General features: G+C 46.5%; 15 protein-coding genes. 7 read left to right on the top strand and 8 right to left on the bottom strand.

The window, feature by feature from the left end; translation table 11 throughout:
• Positions 1 to 27 precede the first annotated feature (27 nt).
• The 5 genes from pgmB to NST45_RS28345 all read right to left on the bottom strand — a co-directional run bounded on the left by pgmB (position 28) and on the right by NST45_RS28345 (position 8,194).
• Positions 28 to 3,033 carry a beta-phosphoglucomutase gene (gene pgmB / locus NST45_RS28365; protein WP_036682104.1) on the bottom strand — a complete coding sequence of 1,002 codons (3,006 nt, stop codon included), beginning with the start codon at positions 3,031 to 3,033 and terminating at the stop codon, positions 28 to 30.
• A gap of 46 nt (positions 3,034 to 3,079) precedes the next feature.
• The gene (locus NST45_RS28360; RefSeq protein WP_036682107.1) at positions 3,080 to 4,171 is read right to left on the bottom strand and encodes a carbohydrate ABC transporter permease; all 1,092 of its coding nucleotides are present in this window, start codon (positions 4,169 to 4,171) and stop codon (positions 3,080 to 3,082) included.
• On the bottom strand, positions 4,171 to 5,259 hold the full coding sequence (locus NST45_RS28355) for a sugar ABC transporter permease (RefSeq protein WP_036682450.1): 1,089 nt from the start codon (positions 5,257 to 5,259) through the stop codon (positions 4,171 to 4,173). The genes NST45_RS28360 and NST45_RS28355 overlap by 1 nt, the downstream gene beginning before the upstream one ends.
• Positions 5,260 to 5,432: 173 nt before the next feature.
• On the bottom strand, positions 5,433 to 6,854 hold the full coding sequence (locus tag NST45_RS28350; RefSeq protein WP_036682109.1) for an ABC transporter substrate-binding protein: 1,422 nt from the start codon (positions 6,852 to 6,854) through the stop codon (positions 5,433 to 5,435).
• A 335-nt stretch (positions 6,855 to 7,189) separates the two neighbouring features.
• Positions 7,190 to 8,194, bottom strand: coding sequence for a LacI family DNA-binding transcriptional regulator (locus tag NST45_RS28345; RefSeq protein WP_036682112.1), 1,005 nt, complete (start codon positions 8,192 to 8,194; stop codon positions 7,190 to 7,192).
• A gap of 258 nt (positions 8,195 to 8,452) precedes the next feature.
• Between NST45_RS28345 and NST45_RS28340 the strand changes: the two genes are divergently transcribed.
• The 4 genes from NST45_RS28340 to pepT all read left to right on the top strand — a co-directional run bounded on the left by NST45_RS28340 (position 8,453) and on the right by pepT (position 12,994).
• Positions 8,453 to 9,466 (top strand): LLM class flavin-dependent oxidoreductase, encoded by a 1,014-nt coding sequence (locus tag NST45_RS28340; RefSeq protein WP_081383622.1) that lies wholly within the window; start codon positions 8,453 to 8,455, stop codon positions 9,464 to 9,466.
• A 478-nt stretch (positions 9,467 to 9,944) separates the two neighbouring features.
• Positions 9,945 to 10,976 carry a hypothetical protein gene (locus tag NST45_RS28335; protein ID WP_036682117.1) on the top strand — a complete coding sequence of 344 codons (1,032 nt, stop codon included), beginning with the start codon at positions 9,945 to 9,947 and terminating at the stop codon, positions 10,974 to 10,976.
• Positions 10,977 to 11,012: 36 nt separating this feature from the next.
• Positions 11,013 to 11,666, top strand: a complete 654-nt coding sequence (locus NST45_RS28330; protein ID WP_339824354.1) for a sortase — start codon at positions 11,013 to 11,015, stop codon at positions 11,664 to 11,666.
• Between the two features lie 95 nt (positions 11,667 to 11,761).
• Positions 11,762 to 12,994 carry a peptidase T gene (pepT, locus tag NST45_RS28325; RefSeq protein WP_036682119.1) on the top strand — a complete coding sequence of 411 codons (1,233 nt, stop codon included), beginning with the start codon at positions 11,762 to 11,764 and terminating at the stop codon, positions 12,992 to 12,994.
• A gap of 94 nt (positions 12,995 to 13,088) precedes the next feature.
• On the opposite strand, the gene NST45_RS28320 is transcribed toward pepT, so the two are convergent.
• From NST45_RS28320 to hxlA, 3 genes are all read right to left on the bottom strand, one after another.
• A complete protein-coding gene (locus tag NST45_RS28320) occupies positions 13,089 to 13,466 on the bottom strand; it encodes a helix-turn-helix domain-containing protein (RefSeq protein WP_036682121.1) in 378 nt (125 codons plus the stop codon).
• An 84-nt stretch (positions 13,467 to 13,550) separates the two neighbouring features.
• Positions 13,551 to 14,108 carry a 6-phospho-3-hexuloisomerase gene (gene hxlB / locus NST45_RS28315; RefSeq protein ID WP_036682124.1) on the bottom strand — a complete coding sequence of 186 codons (558 nt, stop codon included), beginning with the start codon at positions 14,106 to 14,108 and terminating at the stop codon, positions 13,551 to 13,553.
• Positions 14,109 to 14,115: 7 nt separating this feature from the next.
• Positions 14,116 to 14,748: a 3-hexulose-6-phosphate synthase gene (gene hxlA / locus NST45_RS28310; RefSeq protein ID WP_036682127.1), complete on the bottom strand. Its 633-nt coding sequence runs from the start codon at positions 14,746 to 14,748 to the stop codon at positions 14,116 to 14,118.
• 263 nt (positions 14,749 to 15,011) lie between these two features.
• On the opposite strand from hxlA, the gene NST45_RS28305 reads away from it, so the two are divergent.
• The 3 genes from NST45_RS28305 to NST45_RS28295 all read left to right on the top strand — a co-directional run bounded on the left by NST45_RS28305 (position 15,012) and on the right by NST45_RS28295 (position 18,938).
• Positions 15,012 to 16,403, top strand: a complete 1,392-nt coding sequence (locus tag NST45_RS28305) for an MATE family efflux transporter (protein WP_339824352.1) — start codon at positions 15,012 to 15,014, stop codon at positions 16,401 to 16,403.
• 152 nt (positions 16,404 to 16,555) lie between these two features.
• Entirely contained in the window at positions 16,556 to 18,229 is a 1,674-nt protein-coding gene (locus NST45_RS28300; RefSeq protein ID WP_076297014.1) for a GAF domain-containing sensor histidine kinase, read from the top strand.
• 16 nt (positions 18,230 to 18,245) lie between these two features.
• Positions 18,246 to 18,938: a response regulator transcription factor gene (locus NST45_RS28295; RefSeq protein WP_076099723.1), complete on the top strand. Its 693-nt coding sequence runs from the start codon at positions 18,246 to 18,248 to the stop codon at positions 18,936 to 18,938.
• Positions 18,939 to 18,986 lie beyond the last annotated feature (48 nt).

Genomic DNA, 18,986 nt, shown 5'->3' with positions numbered 1-18,986 from the left:
CGGGAGGTTTGCTGCTTATCAGGGTAACTACGCAAACAGCTCTAACAATTTCTCAACACTTATCTCAGCGGTGGAAGCCAGACATAGATCCGCTGTCTCGGTCACGAGCGCCACTCCAGCTCCCACTGACTTCATACCAGCAGCATTAATTGCGGCTATTCCCTCCTCGGTATCCTCAATCGCCACGCAGCAGTCTGGGGATATGCCCAGCATCTCTGCAACCTGCAAGTGAATCTCTGGATCTGGCTTGCTTCTACGCAAGTTGCCAGGGTCAGCCACCGCCTGAAACCAATGCCCGATCTGCAAGCGTTCGAGAATCAGCAGCGCATTCTCATTAACTGAGGCCAGTCCGATAGCGATCCCTCTTTGCTGTAAATCGGACAACACGCTGTGGATACCCGGATACAGCTCAGCAGGCGTCATTTGCTGAACAAGCTGTCTGTACTTCTCGTTCTTTTTGTTGCAGAGCATTCCCTTTACCGGTTGCGGCAAATTCAGTCCACTACTCTCCAGAATGACTTCTAAAGATTCCATTCGACTTAGGCCCTTGAGACTCTTATGCTTCTCTCGATCAAAAGAAAGTGCAAGCTCATCCGCCAGATCCTTCCAAGCCTCATAATGATACTCTCCAGTATCAGTAATTATCCCGTCCAGCTCGAAAATAACAGCTTCAAGCTGCTTCACATTCGAAAGCCTCAGCGGCTTCTGCGCAGACAACTGTATAAGGTTTCCCTTATGCATAATCTCAAGCTCTTCGCCCTCCAGCAGCGTATAGATCACTTCTGTATCACTCACAAAAATATCCAATAGCTGTCCAGCACTTGTTATTTTAAACCGATAGCTCTCCCACTGCGCTGGCACACTAGGATTAAATGATAACATCCCGCCGCATAAGCGCATGCCGCCAAAACCATTCACAATCGACAGCCAGGAGCCTGCCATAGCAGCAGTATGCAGCCCATCCTTGACGTTGCGGTTGATGTCATCCAAGTCCATCCGTACCGTGCGGTCAAAATAGGAATAGGCTCCCGTCAAATCACCAATCTCAGCAGATATTATACTGTGAATGCACGGTGACAATGAAGAATCATGCGTCGTCAGCGGCTCATAATAATTATAATTCCGGATCTTATCCGCCAAGCTGAATTGGTCACCCAGCAGAAACATCGCCATTACCAAGTCCGCCTGTTTCAACACCTGATGCCGGTAAATTACCAACGGATGGTAGTTGAGCAGCAGCGGATATTTATCGGCTGGTGTATGCTCGAAATCCCATTTTTTCTTGGAGAGAAACGTGTCGTCTTGAGCATAAATGCCAAGCCCCTCATCAAAGGGGATAAACATTTTGTCCGCCGCTTCCAGCCACACTAATGTCTCATGCCCAGTCAGACCGATTTTTTGCTTCAGGCGTTCAAAATGCTCCGGATACTGTTTAGACAATATCCCTGCCATCTCGTGTGCATAATAAAGCTGATCCTGGACCATAAAGTTGGTGTATGCATTATTGTTGACAATAGCTGTATATTCATCAGGACCGGTTACTGCATCAATACAAAAGGCACCGCCCCTAGCCGGATTAAAGTACCCCAAGTCCAACCAAAAGCGGGAAGTTTCGAATAAAATTTCCGCTCCCTTCGTAACCAAAAAATCATAATCTCCGGTAGCCAGTACATACTGCTTGATGGCATACGCAATATCCGCATTAATATGCATTTGCGCCGTGCCTGCCGGGAAATACGCAGAGTTCTCTGCCCCGTCTATAGTCCGCCAAGGGAACAAGGCACCCTTCTGCGACATTACCGCTGCACGCTCCCGTGCTTTGTCTAACGTGGCATAACGAAATTCGAGCAGCTTTCGGCTAATCTCCGGCTGTGTGAACGTAAAGAAGGGCAGCATATACATCTCGGTATCCCAGAAATAGTGCCCTTCGTATCCTTCACCCGTTAATCCCTTGGCCCCAATATTCGTAACCCCGTCACGGCCTACGGATTGAAGCAGTTGAAAAGCATTAAAGCGAATCCCCTGCTGAAGCGCAAGATCACCATGAATCTCCACATCCGTATGTGCCCAGTATCGAGCCAGATAAGCCTGCTGTTCCTGGGCAAGTGCTTCAAACCCGCTATGGTCTGCTAAGTGTAATATTTCAGTACTTCTACTGAGTAGTTCGTCTTCCGGATAATCTTTAGAGGTATGGTAAGAGATATATTTGGTTAGTGAGACGCTTTCCCCACGCTCCACCGGGACGACAAACTGCATGGATAATTTCTGCCCCTCATGCTGCACGGTCCTTTTATCCTCAGATCTTGAATCGAGCTTATGACTTACCCCTGTTAATAAGGCAAACTGGGTATGCCGCGTCCGCTGCTTCATCCATAAGAAGGACTGTACCGGTTCATGACCGGTATCCTCCAGGAGCAGACTGGGCTCCTTGCCTCCCGAGCCCAATCTGGGATCATCCGTTACCTTAGGTTTTTGGATCTTGCCGTCGATGGATGAAGTGAAGGTAAGCACTCCGCTGAAATTTAGCGCTTTAACCTCATAATCTATCGCCGCCAGATGTTTGTGCTGCAAAGTCACCATCCGCCGGATATGAAGCTGTACCCGGTGACCAGCTGGAGATTCCCAATCTACCTGCCGATGCAGAACCCCGCTTCGCATATCCAGCTTTCGTTCATAATGGTGCACTTGCCCACTGTTTAACTGAAAGGTCTGCCCTTCAATACTCAGTTCAATAATCTTGGCATCTGTTACGTTCAGCATCGCTTGATTGCGGGATGGATATCCGTAGGCTCCCTCTGGATATACAATGGGCTCCGAATCAAAAAAACCATTCAAATAATTGCCTGTTACAGACGAGCCTGAGCTGCCGTGGTAACCTTCTTCGAAATTACCGCGCATGCCAATATATCCATTGCCAAGAGCAAAAATACTCTCGCTTCTTTGATTGTTCTCTTCACTATAAGCTTCCTCATCAAGACTCCACTCCCGGTAAGGATATACCGCCGCCGGATGTACGTATGGTTTCATCTTCATCTCTCTAAGCTCCCCCTGATCACAGTTTCATTCGGGTTCTAAATCATTAACCTTTCACCGACCCACCCATAAGCCCTCTGACGAAATACTTTTGCAGCAGGAAAAAAATAGCGAGCGGCATCAGCATGGAGATAAATGCAGCCGAAGTAAGTAAATGCCAATCGTTGCCTCGTGAGCCTACTAAATCGGCAATTTTCATCGACATAACTTGCACAGACGGTTGATTGCCGATAAAAATCAATGAGACTAAATAGTCATTCCACACCCATAGGAATTGGAAGATCCCGATAGAAGCCAGTGCTGGCACTGATAGAGGCAGAATTAGCCTGCTGAATATAGTGAAATGACTTGCCCCATCCATGAAAGCCGATTCGAACAAATCCTTCGGCAATTGACTGATAAAGTTGTACATAAAGTACGTAACCAGCGGTAATCCAAAAGCCGTATGCGCCAGCCAAATTCCCAGATAACTTCCGTTTAGCCCAAGTGCGGTATAATCCTTAAGCACTGGAATAAGCGCAACCTGTATTGGAATGACGAGCATTGCAATAATGATGACAAAAAGAATTTTGCGCCCAGGAAACCGCAGCCAGGCAAAAGCATATGCAGCAAAAGAAGCGATCAACACCGGAATAACCGTTGCTGGAACAGCGATCGTTAGCGTATTCCAGAAGGCCTGTGACAATCCGGAGCCTTTTTGCACCGTTTCACTGCCATCAGCCTGTTTCAGCTTGTATTCCTTACCGGAAAGCACATTATTATAGTTATCCAGCGTGAGATCCGGTGTCATCTTCCAACCTTGTATCTGTTCATTTACGGTACGTGCTCTACGATTCTCCCACATAAGCCGGCTGCCATCAGCCTTCACGCCAGCCTTCAGCTCATCATCTGTATAAGTTTTACCGTTCACCTCAATTGGCTCCCGAAGATCCACATCCTTGGATAGCTGAATCGTCTCTCCAGCCTTCCACTCCTGATGGGGGAAAGCTTTCCACCATCCAGTCTGCAGAATGTCAGCAGCCGGACGGAAGGAGGAAATAAATAGCCCAAGAGTCGGAAGCAGCCAAATAAAACAAATCACACCCAGCACGATATTTACAACCGTTTTGCTGCCTTTTCTCTTCTTTTTGCCAGCCATTAGAATCCCCCCTGCTTACGGAACTGACGTAGATTGATTATGATTACAGGCAGCACCGCGATCAGTAGAACAATAGCCAGCGTGGAGCCGTAGCCGAAATTACGGTACATAAAGAATTGCCGGTAGAACTGTGTAGCAACAACCTCTGTATCGTATTGACCTCCTGTCATCACCATGACGACGTCAAATATTTTCAACGTAAAGACGATAATGGTCGTTGTCACTGTCAGAATGGTTGATGAAATATATGGAATCATGATTCCAAAGAAAATCTTCACCTCATTTGCTCCATCCACTCGTGCAGCTTCCAAAATGTCGTCAGGAACCCCTTTGATTGCCGCCGAGAAAATCACCATTGCAAATCCAGTCTGCATCCAGATCAAAATAATAATGAGGAAAAAGTTATTCCACGGCTGAAGCATACTCGTCCAGGCTTGGGGTTCTCCCCCAAAATAAGTAACGATTGCGTTCAACAGCCCGATTTGTTCGTCACCCGGTTGATAGTAATATACGAATTTCCAAATGACCCCTGCCGCTACAAAGGAAATAGCCATCGGCATAAAGATGATCGATTTGGCAATTTTCTCATAGCTGCTGCGATCGGCAAGAATAGCAATTAAGAGCCCGAATGCTACACAGGCCAGCGTACCGACGAATACCCAAAGTAAATTGTTACGCAATGCCGTTGCCATCAGATGATCGCTAAAGATCGCTGCATAATTGCTCAGGCCCACAAATTTTTCTGAAGAAGCATTAAAAAAGCTCAAATATAATGTTCGCAGTGCAGGCAGGACCAGTAACCAGCCCAGAATAATCACTGCCGGACCAATAAAGATATAAGGCAGCACCTTTCGCCGGATATGATCAGGGTACTGCTCAACCGCCCAAGTCAGTGTATAGTAAATCAGATAAACACCTAGAACTCCCCAGAGGACAGCCAGAACCGCTGTTAGCAGCGGATTTAATGTGGAATCCCGGAAGAATAAAAAGATTGCGCCGTTAACAACAATATTCGCTAACAACACTACTAGGGACAGCATTACCGCCTTCAGGCTGACGGTTGGCCTAGCTTGTGGTTGTGTTGGCATTTGTGGCTGTGGCTGTGATTGTGCACCCATATTAGCTCCAGCTCCTCCTATAAGTTTTGCGGAGCAAAACTCTTATCATAAGCATCGAACTCACTAGTTAGAAAACAAAAAGAGGGGCAGACAATCCTCTTTTCCCACTGCCCCTCTTTTTACTGTGCGCTTTAAATATTAGGTTAGTTGTTCCAGCCGGACTGGATTTGTTCCAAGGCTTGATCCAGTGTCGCTGTACCGCTCACATAGTCGGTCATCCCTTTCCAGAAGGTTCCTGCACCCACTTTACCTGGCATCAAATCAGAGCCATCAAAACGCAGTGTGGAAGCATCTTGAACCAACTTCGCCATCCGGCGATCGGATTCAGAGGTATACCAATCAAGGGAAGCATCATTCATAGGAGCAATTACGCCGCCAGATTGTACCCAGCTCTTAATCGACTCTCCAGTTGTGAAGAATTCCATGACTGCACGAACCTCTGGACGATCGTTGAACATAGCGTAAATATCACCTGCGACCAGCACTGGTTTACCATATTGCGCATCAATTGGTGGCAAGTAGAACCAATCATAATCCTGATCAACCTTTGCCGTTTCAGGGAAGAAGCTTGTAATAAAGTTACCAAGCATATTAAACCAGGCTTTAGGCGGATCAGTGAACATTGGCGCTGGGGCATCCCCGAAGGATGTCGTCACGATGGACTTAGCGCCACCGTAAACATAATCCTTGTTGAGCCAAATTTTAGACATGATTTCAACAGCATTTTTTACTTCTGGTGAAGTAAATGGCAGTTCACCTTTTACCCATTTATCGTAGTTCTCAGGCGTAGTCGTACGAAGCATTATATTTTCGACCCAGTCTGTTGCTGGCCAACCCGTTGCAGCACCGCTCTCAATGCCAATAGCCCAGGCAGGATCGCCATCCTTAGCAATTTGTTCCGTCAGCGCCATCAGCTCATCCCAAGTTTCAGGAACCTTGTAGCCTGCATCATCAAATTGTTTCTTTGGATACCATACCAAGCTTTTTACATTACTGCGGTTCCAAATCCCCGCCATGATCTTCCCGTCTTTTCCGTCCATCGTAGACATATCGAGCCAGCTCTTGTTGTAATTAGCCGTCAATTTATCTTGATCCAGCACGCTGGTCAAATCGATAACCTTGCCCGTCTTAGCAATCGACGCCAGCAGTCCCGGCTGCGGGAAGTCAGCGATATCAGGAGCATTACCGCCGTCCACACGAATATTTATTGTAGCTTCGAACTCCTTGGAGCCCTCGTATTGAATATCGATCCCTGTCTTCTCTTCAAATTCTTTAATGCTGCTCTCAAATTTCACTTGGTCAGCATCTACGAAGGGGCCAAACATTGTTACTTTAGTCCCTTTATATTCACCTTTCATCGCTAAATCTAACGGGGAACCCGAAGGTTCTGCACTAGGTGTGTTTGTCGCTTTCTCGGTGTTATCTGCTGTTGGGCTGACTGTTGCCGCCGGTGGATCTGTAGGCGCCGCATTATTGTTGCCTCCGCCGCATGCGCTCAGCGTCATTGTGAAGGATAAACACAGTACTAAAGCCAACGACTTTTTACGTCCTGAGATCTTCTTCATCTTTTGTACATCCCCTTTAATGGTTATAGAGATAACATCTTATTCAATCATCCGGGCACCCTGGCATGTATTAGCAGCTTGTAGCAGATCACCTCCTTGCAAAGCTTTTCAGAAGACAGGTAAATATCCTAAAATCAAACTCCATCACAAATGTAATTTAATAATAGCGCTTACATTTTTTATATTATCATAATTAGTAACCGTTTCCAATCGGAAAATGAGATGTTTTTCATAAGAATTCATACTATTTTCTATCCTAACATTTAAATTTTAATTAAGACCGATACATAGCTCTGAAAAGCTTTTCAGAAGAAGGTCACAAAAATAAAGGGCCTTTATTTTTCCCGCGTGGATTCCCGCACAATCAGCTTATGCTCCATCTTTTCATTCAATACCTGGACACCACCTGTTGTGAGCAATTCATGCAGCATCTCCGCCGCCCGATAACCTAACTCATAAATCGGCTGTGCAATTGTGGTCAGCTTTGGAATGAACATACTCGACATTCGCAAATTATCAAATCCAATCACAGATACCTGCCCCGGAACTAGAATATTACGATCCTTCAGATAAGAAATCGTCCCCATTGCAAATTCGTCAGCAACACAGAAAACGGCAGTCAGCTCGGGATAATCAGTAAACAACTCATGCGCCGCTTGATAAGCGTGTTCGAACCGGTGATTGGCATACTTGCTCTTCACAATATTCTGTTGTAGTCCAAACTCTGTTAACGCTCTTACAAAACCCTCATAACGAGGCGGGCCGGATACGGAGTTATCATGGTTAAAACCAATCATGCCAATGTCCTTATGCCCTAAATCAATCAGAAACTTTACCGCATCGTAAGCCGCCTGTTCATCATCTACCTCCACAGATGGAATGTCGTACTCATCAGAATGCGAGGATACCAACACAAAAGGAATTCTACAACCGACTAATTTGTCATGTGTCTCAGGATAAAGGACATCACTGGCGAACACGATCCCATCCACCTGCTTCTCATGGAAGTTATCAATGTAAGACAACATCCGTTCTTTGTCGCGGTCCGTATTGCAGATCATTAAACTGTATCCAAGCTTGATGCATGCATCCTGCATTCCCCGAATAACCCCTGCGAAATACAGGTTCTCAATATCCGGAATCAGCAGGCCCAGTGTAAAAGACTTCTTGTAGATCAGGCCCCGTGCAAACGCATTTGGTTGATATTGCAAACGTTCTACAGCCTCCATCACTCGATTCCGTTTGCTCTCTACGACCGTATTCGGTGCATTCATAACACGCGATACGGTGCTGATCGACACCTCCGCCATTCTGGCAACATCTCTTATGGTTGGCTTCATAACGATAACTTCCTTTTTTTCAGGTAACTTTTCGATGTGATTATAGCAAGCCCGTTAAGAAATAACAACAGATTTTTTAAAGCGCTTACATTTTATTTAAAAGACATACTTATTCCTTATCTAAACATTACAAAGTGCGTATAACTTACTTAAAGTGTGTATATGGTTTTATTACATGGTATACTAGGCGAGTAGCATTATTCGCAGCTACAAATACTGCTCTAGACTATCTGAGCGTTTATTATAGGAGGGATTACATTGAAGCAACAGCGCGATATTCGATTCTCCGTACTGGACTTAGCCTCTATTGTGGAGGGTGGCACAGCGGCAGACTCTTTTCATAACTCTTTAGCTTTAGCTCAACATGCTGAGGAATGGGGCTATCACCGGTATTGGTTTGCTGAGCATCACAACATGATTGGTGTTGCCAGTTCTGCTACCTCACTCTTAATTGGCCACATTGCTGGCGGCACAAAAAGCATACGCGTAGGCTCTGGAGGCATCATGTTGTCCAACCACGCACCACTTGTCATTGCTGAACAATTCGGGACCCTCGAATCCCTATATCCAGGACGGATTGATTTAGGACTGGGCAGAGCCCCGGGATCGGATCAACCGGCTTCCCGTGCGCTACGCCGTGGTCTCGGAAGCGACGGCAGTGACTTCCCCGAGCAGTTAAGTGAGCTCAGAGCCTACTTCGATCCTGCAGGTGCAGGATCACGACCGGCCGGAGTTCGTGCGGTTCCCGGTGAAGGCTTGAATATCCCCATCTGGCTGCTGGGCTCCAGCGGTTTTAGTGCTCAGCTGGCAGGAAAACTAGGTTTACCTTTTGCTTTCGCCAGCCATTTCGCACCAGAGTATTTACTACAGGCCTTACACATCTATCATAGCAATTTCCGTCCTTCAGCAGCACTAGACAAGCCTTATGTGATGGTCGGAGTTGGCATTACAGCGGCCGATACTGTGAATGAGGCAAGACGACTGGCTACCTCGCAGCAGCAGCAATTCCTTAATATCATCCGCGGACGTACGGGGAAGTTACAACCACCGGTTGATAGTATGGAGGGGCTATGGACGATGCAAGAAAAAGCAGCCATGCTTGAGAAGCAGCGTTACTCTTTCGCTGGTGATAAAGCAGCAATTAAAGAACGGCTTCAAGAAATTCTGCAAGAGACACAGGCCGATGAATTGATTGTTTCTGGTGGAATTTATGATCCTAACGCTCGTCTACGCTCTTATGAGATTGTAGCCGAAGCTATGAAGGAAATCTAATTTATCATCATAATTAAGGCAAGACGATAGGTCTGGTATCGGGGTTTGAGCCCTATTCCAGATGTATGTCTTGCCTTTTTATTTTGCATTCATAATCGTTCTCAATAAAACACAATTAAAACAATGAATTATATAAAAATAAAGAGTTAAATAGAGAAAACTGGTGTAAATCCATTAATATAACTGATATTTGATCAAATATGATGAATTTTCTTCTAATATCCCATTTTTGTTTAGATATTATTTTGATTATACTTTAGTTATTCGCTATAACGAACGAATTGACGGTAGATCTCTACCCTCTCCTTCCGCTTTCACGGAGATTCCTGCATGCGCACAAAAAAAGTGGTTCTGTGAGATACTACTTATTTCGACAATGTTTGATGGAAAATACGATTAGAAAAGAAGAATTTGCCGGAAACCCGCAAATGATGTCTACAAAATTTAATATGGGGTTCAGGAGAAAGGAGCGAGTAAAGTGAAGAAGAAATATCGCTCGGCTTTCATAGCTGCTTATATCCTGACTATTCTAGCAGGAGTCATCTGGCATGCTGGCGGAGTTAGTGCGCAAGATACCATTAAGCTTACGGTGAATTCGCATACGACGAGCACAGCCACCATGAACAATATGCAGCCTGGTGATGAAACGAACTCAGAATACACAATTATTAATGCAGGTAGTGAGGGCTTTAATTACTATGTGGACTTCAAATTCATCTCTGGAGACGCAGAATTATACGATATTCTCCAAATGACACTCGAAAAAGAGGGAGTAATCATCTATTCAGGGGTGATGAGCGAGGCTGCCGGAAGAGTTACCATCGGTTCACTTGCCGGGGGAGAACAAAGTGTAATCCAAATGGATGTAATTTTCCCGTGGGAAGCAGGGAACGAATATCAAGGTAAAACCACAACTGTAGCCTTTGAGTTCTCCGCTTCTGGAGGACCGGAGCCATCCGCTGAACCTAGTCCTTCACCGACAGCAACGGCCACAGCTCAGCCTACACCTGAGCCAACACCGACAGCGACTACTACGCCTACAATAGAGCCAACTTCGATACCTACTGCCACGGCTACAGCTACACCTGAAGCTTCGCCGACAGCAACAGCATCACCAACCACGACACCGACAGATTCACCGACAACTACCGCTTCACCAACTGCAACAGCAGTCGCCACACCAGGGCAATCAACGACACCAACACCATCGCCAACACCTACAGCTTCAACAGTAGTAGATGAAATTAGTGTTACTGAAGCACCGATCCCACTGGGTGGAGGCGATAATGAGCCAACAGCATCACCAAGTGCTGGCAGCCAAACTACCAGCGCAACACCGCAGCCAAGCAATGAAATCGCCTTGCCTGATGATGAGCTTCCACTGGGGGCACCAGAGGTTGGCAACAAGCTTCCGAATACCGCTGAGCCTTGGTATAACTTGATTCTTGCCAGCTTAGCCATTGCGGTACTCAGCGTGATTATCATGCGCAGATTGAAATCGAAGAAATAACCACATTTTGCAGCATAAGTCTGGAGGTGAGAGAGTATGAAGGAGCGTAATGGTGTCTTGCTAGCCGTGAAGCTAATCTTCATACTCTCTTTAGTTGTGTTGATTTACTCGGTTGTACAGGTGGTCAAAGCACCGATCGAAGCTAAACAGGCTTTAAATGATTGGGCAAAAAAGAGGGAGGAAACAGTCGCCCACTCCCGTTCTGCCGAAGAAACCCCTCTTCCCTTGGGAATGGTCAGTTCAGCCAAGGAACAGCCGCCCCCCGCTCATTCCTATACAGAAGGTGAAATCATAGGAGAGATTCGTTTCCCCAAATTAAACAAAAAGATCGCAGTGCTAGAAGGCACGGAAAGCCCCGAGCTAAAAAAGGGAGCCGGACATTATAAAGGCAGCGCAGCTATCGGTGCCACCGGCAAGAGTGTGCTCGCAGGCCACCGCGATACAGTGTTCCGTAATCTGGGAGAACTCGTGGCTGGAGATCTTATCGAGCTGGAAAGTACGGACGGGACTTTTACCTATGAAGTAACAGGCAGCACAATTGTTGACGGGGACGAACGTGGTGCTATAAAGCCAAGTGATAAGGCCATCCTCACGTTGATTACCTGTTATCCCTTTTCATATGTGGGATCTGCACCGGACCGTTATTTACTTTCAGCGAAGTTAGTGAAACAAGAAATATTACCGCATTAAACCTAAATATTACCTCAATCTTCTTCCTCGGGGATGAGACCTTATATGGAAAGTGATACTATATATATACAATAGTAAAGAGGAGATGACCCAAGGTGAAGAAAGAGGTTGTAGAACGGTTTATTTCGTATGCACAAATGGATACCCAATCGAATGAAGATAATGAGACTTGCCCATCCACTCCGGGACAGATGGTTCTGGCCCACAAGCTGGTTGAAGAGCTTAAGGAAATCGGTATGGAGGAAGTCCAGGTGGACGAGCATGGCTATGTTATGGCGACACTCCCTGCGAATACGGACAAGGATGTTCCGACCATTGGTTTTTTAGCCCATTTGGATACGGCGACTGATTTTACCGGAACGAATGTGAAGCCACAGATTATCGAGAACTATGATGGTCAAGATATTCTTTTGAATAAAGAGCTGAATGTTGTATTGTCCACAGCGAGCTTTCCGGAGCTGGCGGAATACAAAGGCCACACCTTAATTACAACTGATGGCACGACCCTGCTTGGCGCAGATAATAAAGCCGGTATTGCTGAGATTATGACCGCCATGCATTACCTCATTCAACATTCAGAAATCAAACACGGCAAGATTAGAGTTGCCTTCACACCAGACGAAGAAATCGGCCGCGGGCCTCATAAATTTGACGTAGCCGCTTTTAATGCTTCCTATGCTTACACTGTAGACGGAGGTCCACTCGGAGAATTAGAGTATGAAAGCTTTAATGCTGCGTCTGCTAAAATCTCAGTCTACGGCGTTAATGTTCACCCTGGTACTGCAAAAGGAAAGATGATTCATTCCGCCAAAATCGCCATGGCACTTCATCTCAGACTCCCTGCTGAGGAAGCGCCCGAATATACAGACGGTTATGATGGCTTTTATCACCTAAGCTCTATAGAAGGCACACCTGAATTCAGCAAGCTGCAATATATCATCCGCGACTTCGACCGTGAGAAATTCGAGGCACGTAAAGCTTATCTCTCAGCTGTCGTAGAAGAATTCAAAAGCATCCATGGCGAAGAGAACATCGTGCTTGAAATGAAGGACCAATATTACAATATGCGCGAAAAAATCGAGCCTGTGCGTCATATCGTCGATATTGCCCATGAGGCGATGGAGAACCTTAACATCACACCGATCATCCGCCCGATTCGCGGAGGTACAGATGGCTCGCAGCTTTCCTACATGGGCTTGCCGACACCTAATATTTTCACCGGAGGCGAGAATTTCCATGGCAAATTCGAATATGCGTCTGCGGACAATATGGTAAAAGCGGTAAATGTTATCGTGGAGATTGCTAAGCTATTCGAACAGAAAGCCTAAAGCATTATCCGCATCACTCCTTTAAAACACCAAAAATCCCTGTAGAGGCCGATCCAGACCTCTCAGGGATTATTAATGTTCTTAGACTATTCGATTAGCATCTTTCTTCCGGCGGCGTGTCCTTCCAGATCACGTTTTCTCCGTAATTTTTACCCCAATCGTACATCAATCGAAGGACGGGAAGCAGACTTTGGCCGTATGAAGTCAGGGAATACTCTACTTTTGGTGGAACCTCAGCGTACACTTTTCTTAGAACCAACTGGTCCTCTTCAAGCTCGCGAAGCTGATTGGTCAACATTTTTTGCGTGATATGAGGAATTAGCTTTTTCAGCTCGCTGAACCGCTTTGTCCCTTCAAGCCCAAGATGCCAGAGGATAATCAGCTTCCATTTCCCTCCGATCACCGCAAGCGTTAATTCCTTCTCACAGTTAATTTCCTTCAAGTTTATGCGATCTTTAATCTCGGTTGCCATTCCTAAAGTGCCTCCTCTCTCCTGTTATCATACTAACACAAAAACGAATAACCTCCTTATAGGAAGGCATTCGTTTCTGTACGTTCACTCTAAATTAGCATGCTTGCCGAACATTTGCTGATTCGTCTGCCCCGTCTTCTCCATCATTCGCAGAATAATAGCATCATAAAAGACCAACATCGTCTGTTCGAATAAAGAAGCCATCGGCTGGATCGTGCTGTAGCTTCCACTGGCCGGATCTTTTGGAGATCCCGGCAGCTTCACTGTGTAGCCCGCTAAACGTCCAACCGTCGAATCCGGCGCAATGGTAACGGCAACAACTTCTGCACCCACCCCTTTGGCTTTCTCAGCCATAGAGATCAACCCTTTCGTCTCACCGGAACCGGAACCGAGGACTAACACATCCCCCTGTTCAATCCCCGGAGTCACCGTTTCGCCTACAACATAAGCCTCTTTACCAACATGCATTAACCGCATAGCAAAGGCCCGTCCCATCAATCCAGATCTGCCCGCTCCAGCCACGAAGATCTTGTTGGACTGAAGCAGCAGCTCAGCCATTCGCTCAGTCTCTTCTTCATCAAGCTGAGATATGGAGCGCTGGAGCTCCTCTATAATTTGCTGCGCGTATTTCATTGTATCCATTGTAATCTTAAGCCTGACTAACTAGACGTTTCATTTCTGCTGCGGCAGCCTTTTGATCCGCTTCACCTGTGATGCCTCCGCCAACGATGACAAGATCAGGGTTCGCGGCGATCACTTCTGGAAGTGTGCTTAGCTTGATCCCTCCAGCGATAGCTGTTTTTGCCTGCTTAACCACACTCTTAATCGCATTTAAATCTGCAAAAGAATTTTTACCTTCCGCTTGATGGTCATATCCAGAGTGCACACAGATATAGTCTACGCCAAGTGCGTCTACTTCAGCCGCTCTTGTTTGGATATCCTTCACATTGATCAGATCAACTAGAATCTCTTTATTGGTTTTCTTCGCTTCCTCCACTGCACCTCTAATGGTAGAATCATCAGAAACACCAAGTACAGTAACGATATCCGCGCCCGCTTCCACGGCCTTCATCACTTCATATCCACCTGCGTCCATGATTTTCAAATCTGCCAACACAGTCAAAGCAGGAAAAGCCTCTTTGATTGCCTTCACTGCATGCAAACCTTCATTTATAACGATAGGTGTTCCAATTTCAACGATATCTATAAATTCGGCAACTTTTGAGACAACCTCTTTCGCTCCCGCAATGTCCACTAAATCCAACGCTAATTGTAATTTCATATTTATTTGCACTCCTCATTAATATATTTTAGTAAGTCATGTACAAATTGTAGTTCCTTACATCCCTCTAGGGAAGTAGGCACTTTATTGTGATGTAGTTACCTGGAGGATACTAATGCGCGGTTAAAGGGCTCTTTTCGACCTAAATTAAAAACGTTTTGTCATTTTTCTGTAAAAATACTGCATTTCCATGAAAGCTGTGCTAATATTACAGTTTGTTTATGAAATTTTAGGAAGTACATCATAATATAAGAAGGTGCACAATGAAGCAAAATAATCACCAGGAATTCAACCTGGTCAAACTGACCTGGCCGATTTTCCTCGAGCTATTCCTCTTTATGCTCATGGGTAGTGTGGATACTTTTATGATCAGTTCAGTGTCCGACGATGCCGTGTCTGGTGTCGGCGCAGCGAATCAGATCATTGCGATAGCAATTTTAGTCCTCAGTGTAATTGGTAACGGTGCAGCTATTGTGGTCTCCCAATATCTCGGTTCCAAAAAACCTCTGGAAGCCGCTCAAGTGACCGGCAATGCCATTACCCTAAACCTGTTAGTCGGCATTCTTCTAAGTACGTTTTTGCTGATATTCGGAGGGACGCTACTGACTGCGCTAAATGTAAAAGGGGATATCCTCATTTACGCCAAAGCCTATATGAATATTGTTGGGGGCGGTATTTTCCTGCAAGCATTAATCAATGCTCTGGCGACTACTATCCGTACTCACGGTTTCACCAAACAGACGATGGTCGTATCCTTGCTGATGAACATTATTCACGTGGTGGGCAACTACCTGCTCATTTATGGTCATTTCGGACTTCCGGCGTTAGGTGTGGAGGGTGCGGCTATCTCAACAGTGATGAGTCGATTTATCTGCCTGATCCTTTTCTTCCTGCTGCTCTACAGAGTGATGGAGGTACGGGTGAAAGTAACCTATTACATTCATCTTTCTAAAAAATACGTGCTGCAAATTCTCAAAATCGGCATCCCGTCCGCTTTTGAATCCATCACTTATCAATCGTGCCAGCTTGTATTCACACTGTATATTACTTATTTAGGCGCTGAAGCTATGGCTACTCGCCAGTACGCGCTTAATATTTCCAATTATATTTATTTATTCAGTGTAGCTGTCTCTATGGGAACTTCCATCGTTGTAGGACATCTCGTGGGAGCTAGACGCCCTGATGAAGCCTATAAGCGTGTATTCACCAGTGTAAAGTGGGCGCTGCTGGTTACCGTAATAATAGATGCTGTGGTGATTTTCTTCCGGGTACCGCTATTCGGGCTTTTCACAGACAATGAGAACATCATTAGGATGGGGGCGCAGGTCATATTGCTTAGCTTCTTCCTGGAAACCGGGCGCACAGCCAATCTGGTTATCATTAACTCTTTACGCGCCTCGGGCGATGCCAAATTCCCTGTATATATGGGACTGATCTCTATGGTCTGCATGAGCTTACCTCTTGGTTATTTCCTGGTGTTCCAACTTGATCTCGGGTTAGCCGGCGTGTGGATTGCCACTGCGGTGGACGAGTGGGTGAGAGCCGTCATTATGTATTTCCGTTGGAAAAGCCGAGCTTGGGAGAAACATGGACTTATTGAACACGAAGCTCCAGAACACTGTACGCCTCCCGCTACTCCCGCAGCTGTAAATTAACATGTATACTCAGAGGTTCTTTAAGGTCATATCAGATCTTAAGGAACCTTCTTTTTTATTTACGCCATAATTACATAAAATTTGAGAATGAATGAACCATTCTACGTTACAATAGATAGAACATAATTAACAAAGCTAAAGGAGAGAGCTTCATGCCGGAGGAAACCGGAATTCATGAGTTACTGACGCTCAAAACGATTGCGGAGACTTTGAACAGTTCCAATGAGCTGAGACCCATGCTCGATACAGTCATGGGCAAGCTACTTGAGTTAACCGGAAACACTGCAGGCTGGATCTTCCTGAGCGAAGAATACATGGAATATGAGTGTGCCGCTGATCGAGGTCTGCCACCTGCACTACAACGCGACAATAAACAACCAATGCAGTGCGGAAGCTGCTGGTGCCTAAGCCGCCTATGGGATGATCGGCTCGAGCATGCCGTCAACATTCTAAGCTGCAAGCGGCTCAGTAACGCCAGGCAGTATAACTGGGGCGACACGCTGGGGATCACCCACCACGCTACCGTCCCGCTGCATTCAGGTGAGCGTTACTTGGGACTTATGAATGTGGCCGCACCAGGCAAAGCTCATTACGCCGACAGCGAGCTGGCTCTGCTGCAATCCGTGGCTTTGCAAATTGGCAGTGCTATTGAACGGATGCAGTTATATAGCACCGAGCAGCGCCGCGCGAATCTGTACGCCAAATTAGGCGAATTCAGCGCAGCTTTAAATCTAACCGCCAACCAATGTATCTCGCCCAGTATTCTAATCGAGAAAAGCGCCGCCCTGATTGGCGACTATTTCGATTGGCCCTTTGCAGCGATTATCGGGCAGCATGAGGGACAATTCGAAGTCCATGCTGCCTATGCGGCTAATATAACGCCGGAAACAGCTCCCTTCCAGCTCTCGGATTCTTTTAAAGTACGTCTAGGAGATATCGCAAAAGGACAACGCTTTGCGACATTAACCCCTGATGAAGAGCAGGAAATTACGAAGTCCTGCTGTTCTGAACAACCTGTTGCGGAGCGTGTTGTGATGCTCGCTGTGCCCTTTCGGCAGATTGCCGCACAAGGTGCAGGAATTCTACTGATCACCTCACCTAAAGCACTAGCCTCCGCAACTGCGGATGGAGAGGTGCTTGAGGCTGTCGCTGAACATATTTCCGCTACATTGGAAAGTGCTCAGCTTGGAGAGAAACGCCGCGAAATTGCGCGTCTTGACGAGCGGAATCGTCTGGCCCGTGACCTGCACGACTCCGTGAACCAGATCCTCTTCTCCCTCTCAATGACCGCCAAAGGCGTGGAAAGCATGCTGAAGCAGGAGCATATCTCCCATCCTGCTACTGAAGCTGTCCGCGATATTCAAGCTTTATCCCAGTCAGCACTCAAAGAAATGCGTGCATTAATTATGCAGCTTCGGCCTGCCGGACTGGAAGCCGGTTTATTGACTGCGCTGCAGGCTCATGGCCAGCAGCTAGGACTGCTGATACAGACGCAACGGAGCGGTGTTCACGAACTTCCCCGCAACGTGGAGGAAGGGCTGTGGCGCATTGGCCAAGAAGCGCTCAATAATGTACGAAAGCATTCTGGAACCTCTAAAGCGGAGGTATCTCTGCATCTGAATGCAGCCGAGGTGGTAATGAGCGTTGCCGACCAAGGTAAAGGCGGGGCCAAACGGCGTTCTAACACAGACACTAATGAATCTCTTGGTCTGCATATTATGAAGGAAAGAGCAGAAGCTCTCTCCGGTCGTATTCATATCCACAGTGTGGAAAATCAAGGCACAACGGTTGAGGCAATCATACCTCTGCCCATCCAATCTACATGAAGTCGGGTGATCATAAATGACGATAAACTTATTATTAGTAGACGACCATGCAATGGTACGCCGTGGGCTGCAAGTATTTCTCTCCACACAACCCGATATCAAGGTTATTGGGGAGGCCTCCAACGGCCGCGAGGCACTGGAAAAAACAGCTGAATTGAACCCGGATGTCATATTAATGGATTTGCATATGCCCATTATGGACGGCATTGAGACCGCTCAAGCACTGAGGATCTCCCACCCGCAGGTCAAGGTCATTGTATTGACCTCCTTTTCGGATCAGGATCATGTACTCCCGGCTATCCGCGTAGGAATCAAAGGCTATTTGCTTAAAGATATAGAACCAGAAGCGCTGGTAGTTGCGATCCGCAAGGTACATAACGGGCAAGTGGAGCTACATTCCGAGGCTGCCAGCCAACTGATGAATCTAATGGCGACCTCTACACTAGAGCAATTGGAACTTAATGCTTCCGATCCGAACGGCCCAAACGCAACACCTGCTGCGATCACCGGATTAGAGCTTCTTACTCCACGCGAGCAAGAAGTATTAGACCTGATTGCGCTCGGTATGAGTAACAAAGAGATTGCCAGCAAGCTGGTCATCACCGAAAAAACCGTTAAGACCCATGTCAGCCACGTTCTCGGAAAGCTAAACTTAGCGGATCGGACTCAGGCTGCCATTTTCGCATTGAAAGGCGGCTATAACGCCTAGAATCAAAACTCCTCTACAACTTTAGTCTTAGACGCTCAGCACAATGGC

Origin of the sequence: Paenibacillus sp. FSL R7-0163 (assembly GCF_037969975.1) — a bacterium.
Classification (GTDB): Bacteria; Bacillota; Bacilli; order Paenibacillales; family Paenibacillaceae; genus Paenibacillus_AQ; species Paenibacillus_AQ odorifer.
This window is presented reverse-complemented; position numbering and strand designations above follow the sequence as displayed.

What these genes read in the sequence shown, in the direction of transcription:
- NST45_RS28320 (WP_036682121.1), bottom strand. Translation starts at nt 13,466, where the DNA reads ATGGCAACCGAGATTAAAGATCGCATAAACTTGAAGGAAATTAACTGT.
- NST45_RS28355 (WP_036682450.1), bottom strand. Translation starts at nt 5,259, where the DNA reads ATGCCAACACAACCACAAGCTAGGCCAACCGTCAGCCTGAAGGCGGTA.
- NST45_RS28345 (WP_036682112.1), bottom strand. Translation starts at nt 8,194, where the DNA reads ATGAAGCCAACCATAAGAGATGTTGCCAGAATGGCGGAGGTGTCGATC.
- pgmB (WP_036682104.1), bottom strand. Translation starts at nt 3,033, where the DNA reads ATGAAGATGAAACCATACGTACATCCGGCGGCGGTATATCCTTACCGG.
- hxlB (WP_036682124.1), bottom strand. Translation starts at nt 14,108, where the DNA reads ATGGATACAATGAAATACGCGCAGCAAATTATAGAGGAGCTCCAGCGC.
- NST45_RS28350 (WP_036682109.1), bottom strand. Translation starts at nt 6,854, where the DNA reads ATGAAGAAGATCTCAGGACGTAAAAAGTCGTTGGCTTTAGTACTGTGT.
- NST45_RS28300 (WP_076297014.1), top strand. Translation starts at nt 16,556, where the DNA reads ATGCCGGAGGAAACCGGAATTCATGAGTTACTGACGCTCAAAACGATT.
- NST45_RS28360 (WP_036682107.1), bottom strand. Translation starts at nt 4,171, where the DNA reads ATGGCTGGCAAAAAGAAGAGAAAAGGCAGCAAAACGGTTGTAAATATC.
- hxlA (WP_036682127.1), bottom strand. Translation starts at nt 14,748, where the DNA reads ATGAAATTACAATTAGCGTTGGATTTAGTGGACATTGCGGGAGCGAAA.
- NST45_RS28330 (WP_339824354.1), top strand. Translation starts at nt 11,013, where the DNA reads ATGAAGGAGCGTAATGGTGTCTTGCTAGCCGTGAAGCTAATCTTCATA.
- NST45_RS28305 (WP_339824352.1), top strand. Translation starts at nt 15,012, where the DNA reads ATGAAGCAAAATAATCACCAGGAATTCAACCTGGTCAAACTGACCTGG.
- NST45_RS28295 (WP_076099723.1), top strand. Translation starts at nt 18,246, where the DNA reads ATGACGATAAACTTATTATTAGTAGACGACCATGCAATGGTACGCCGT.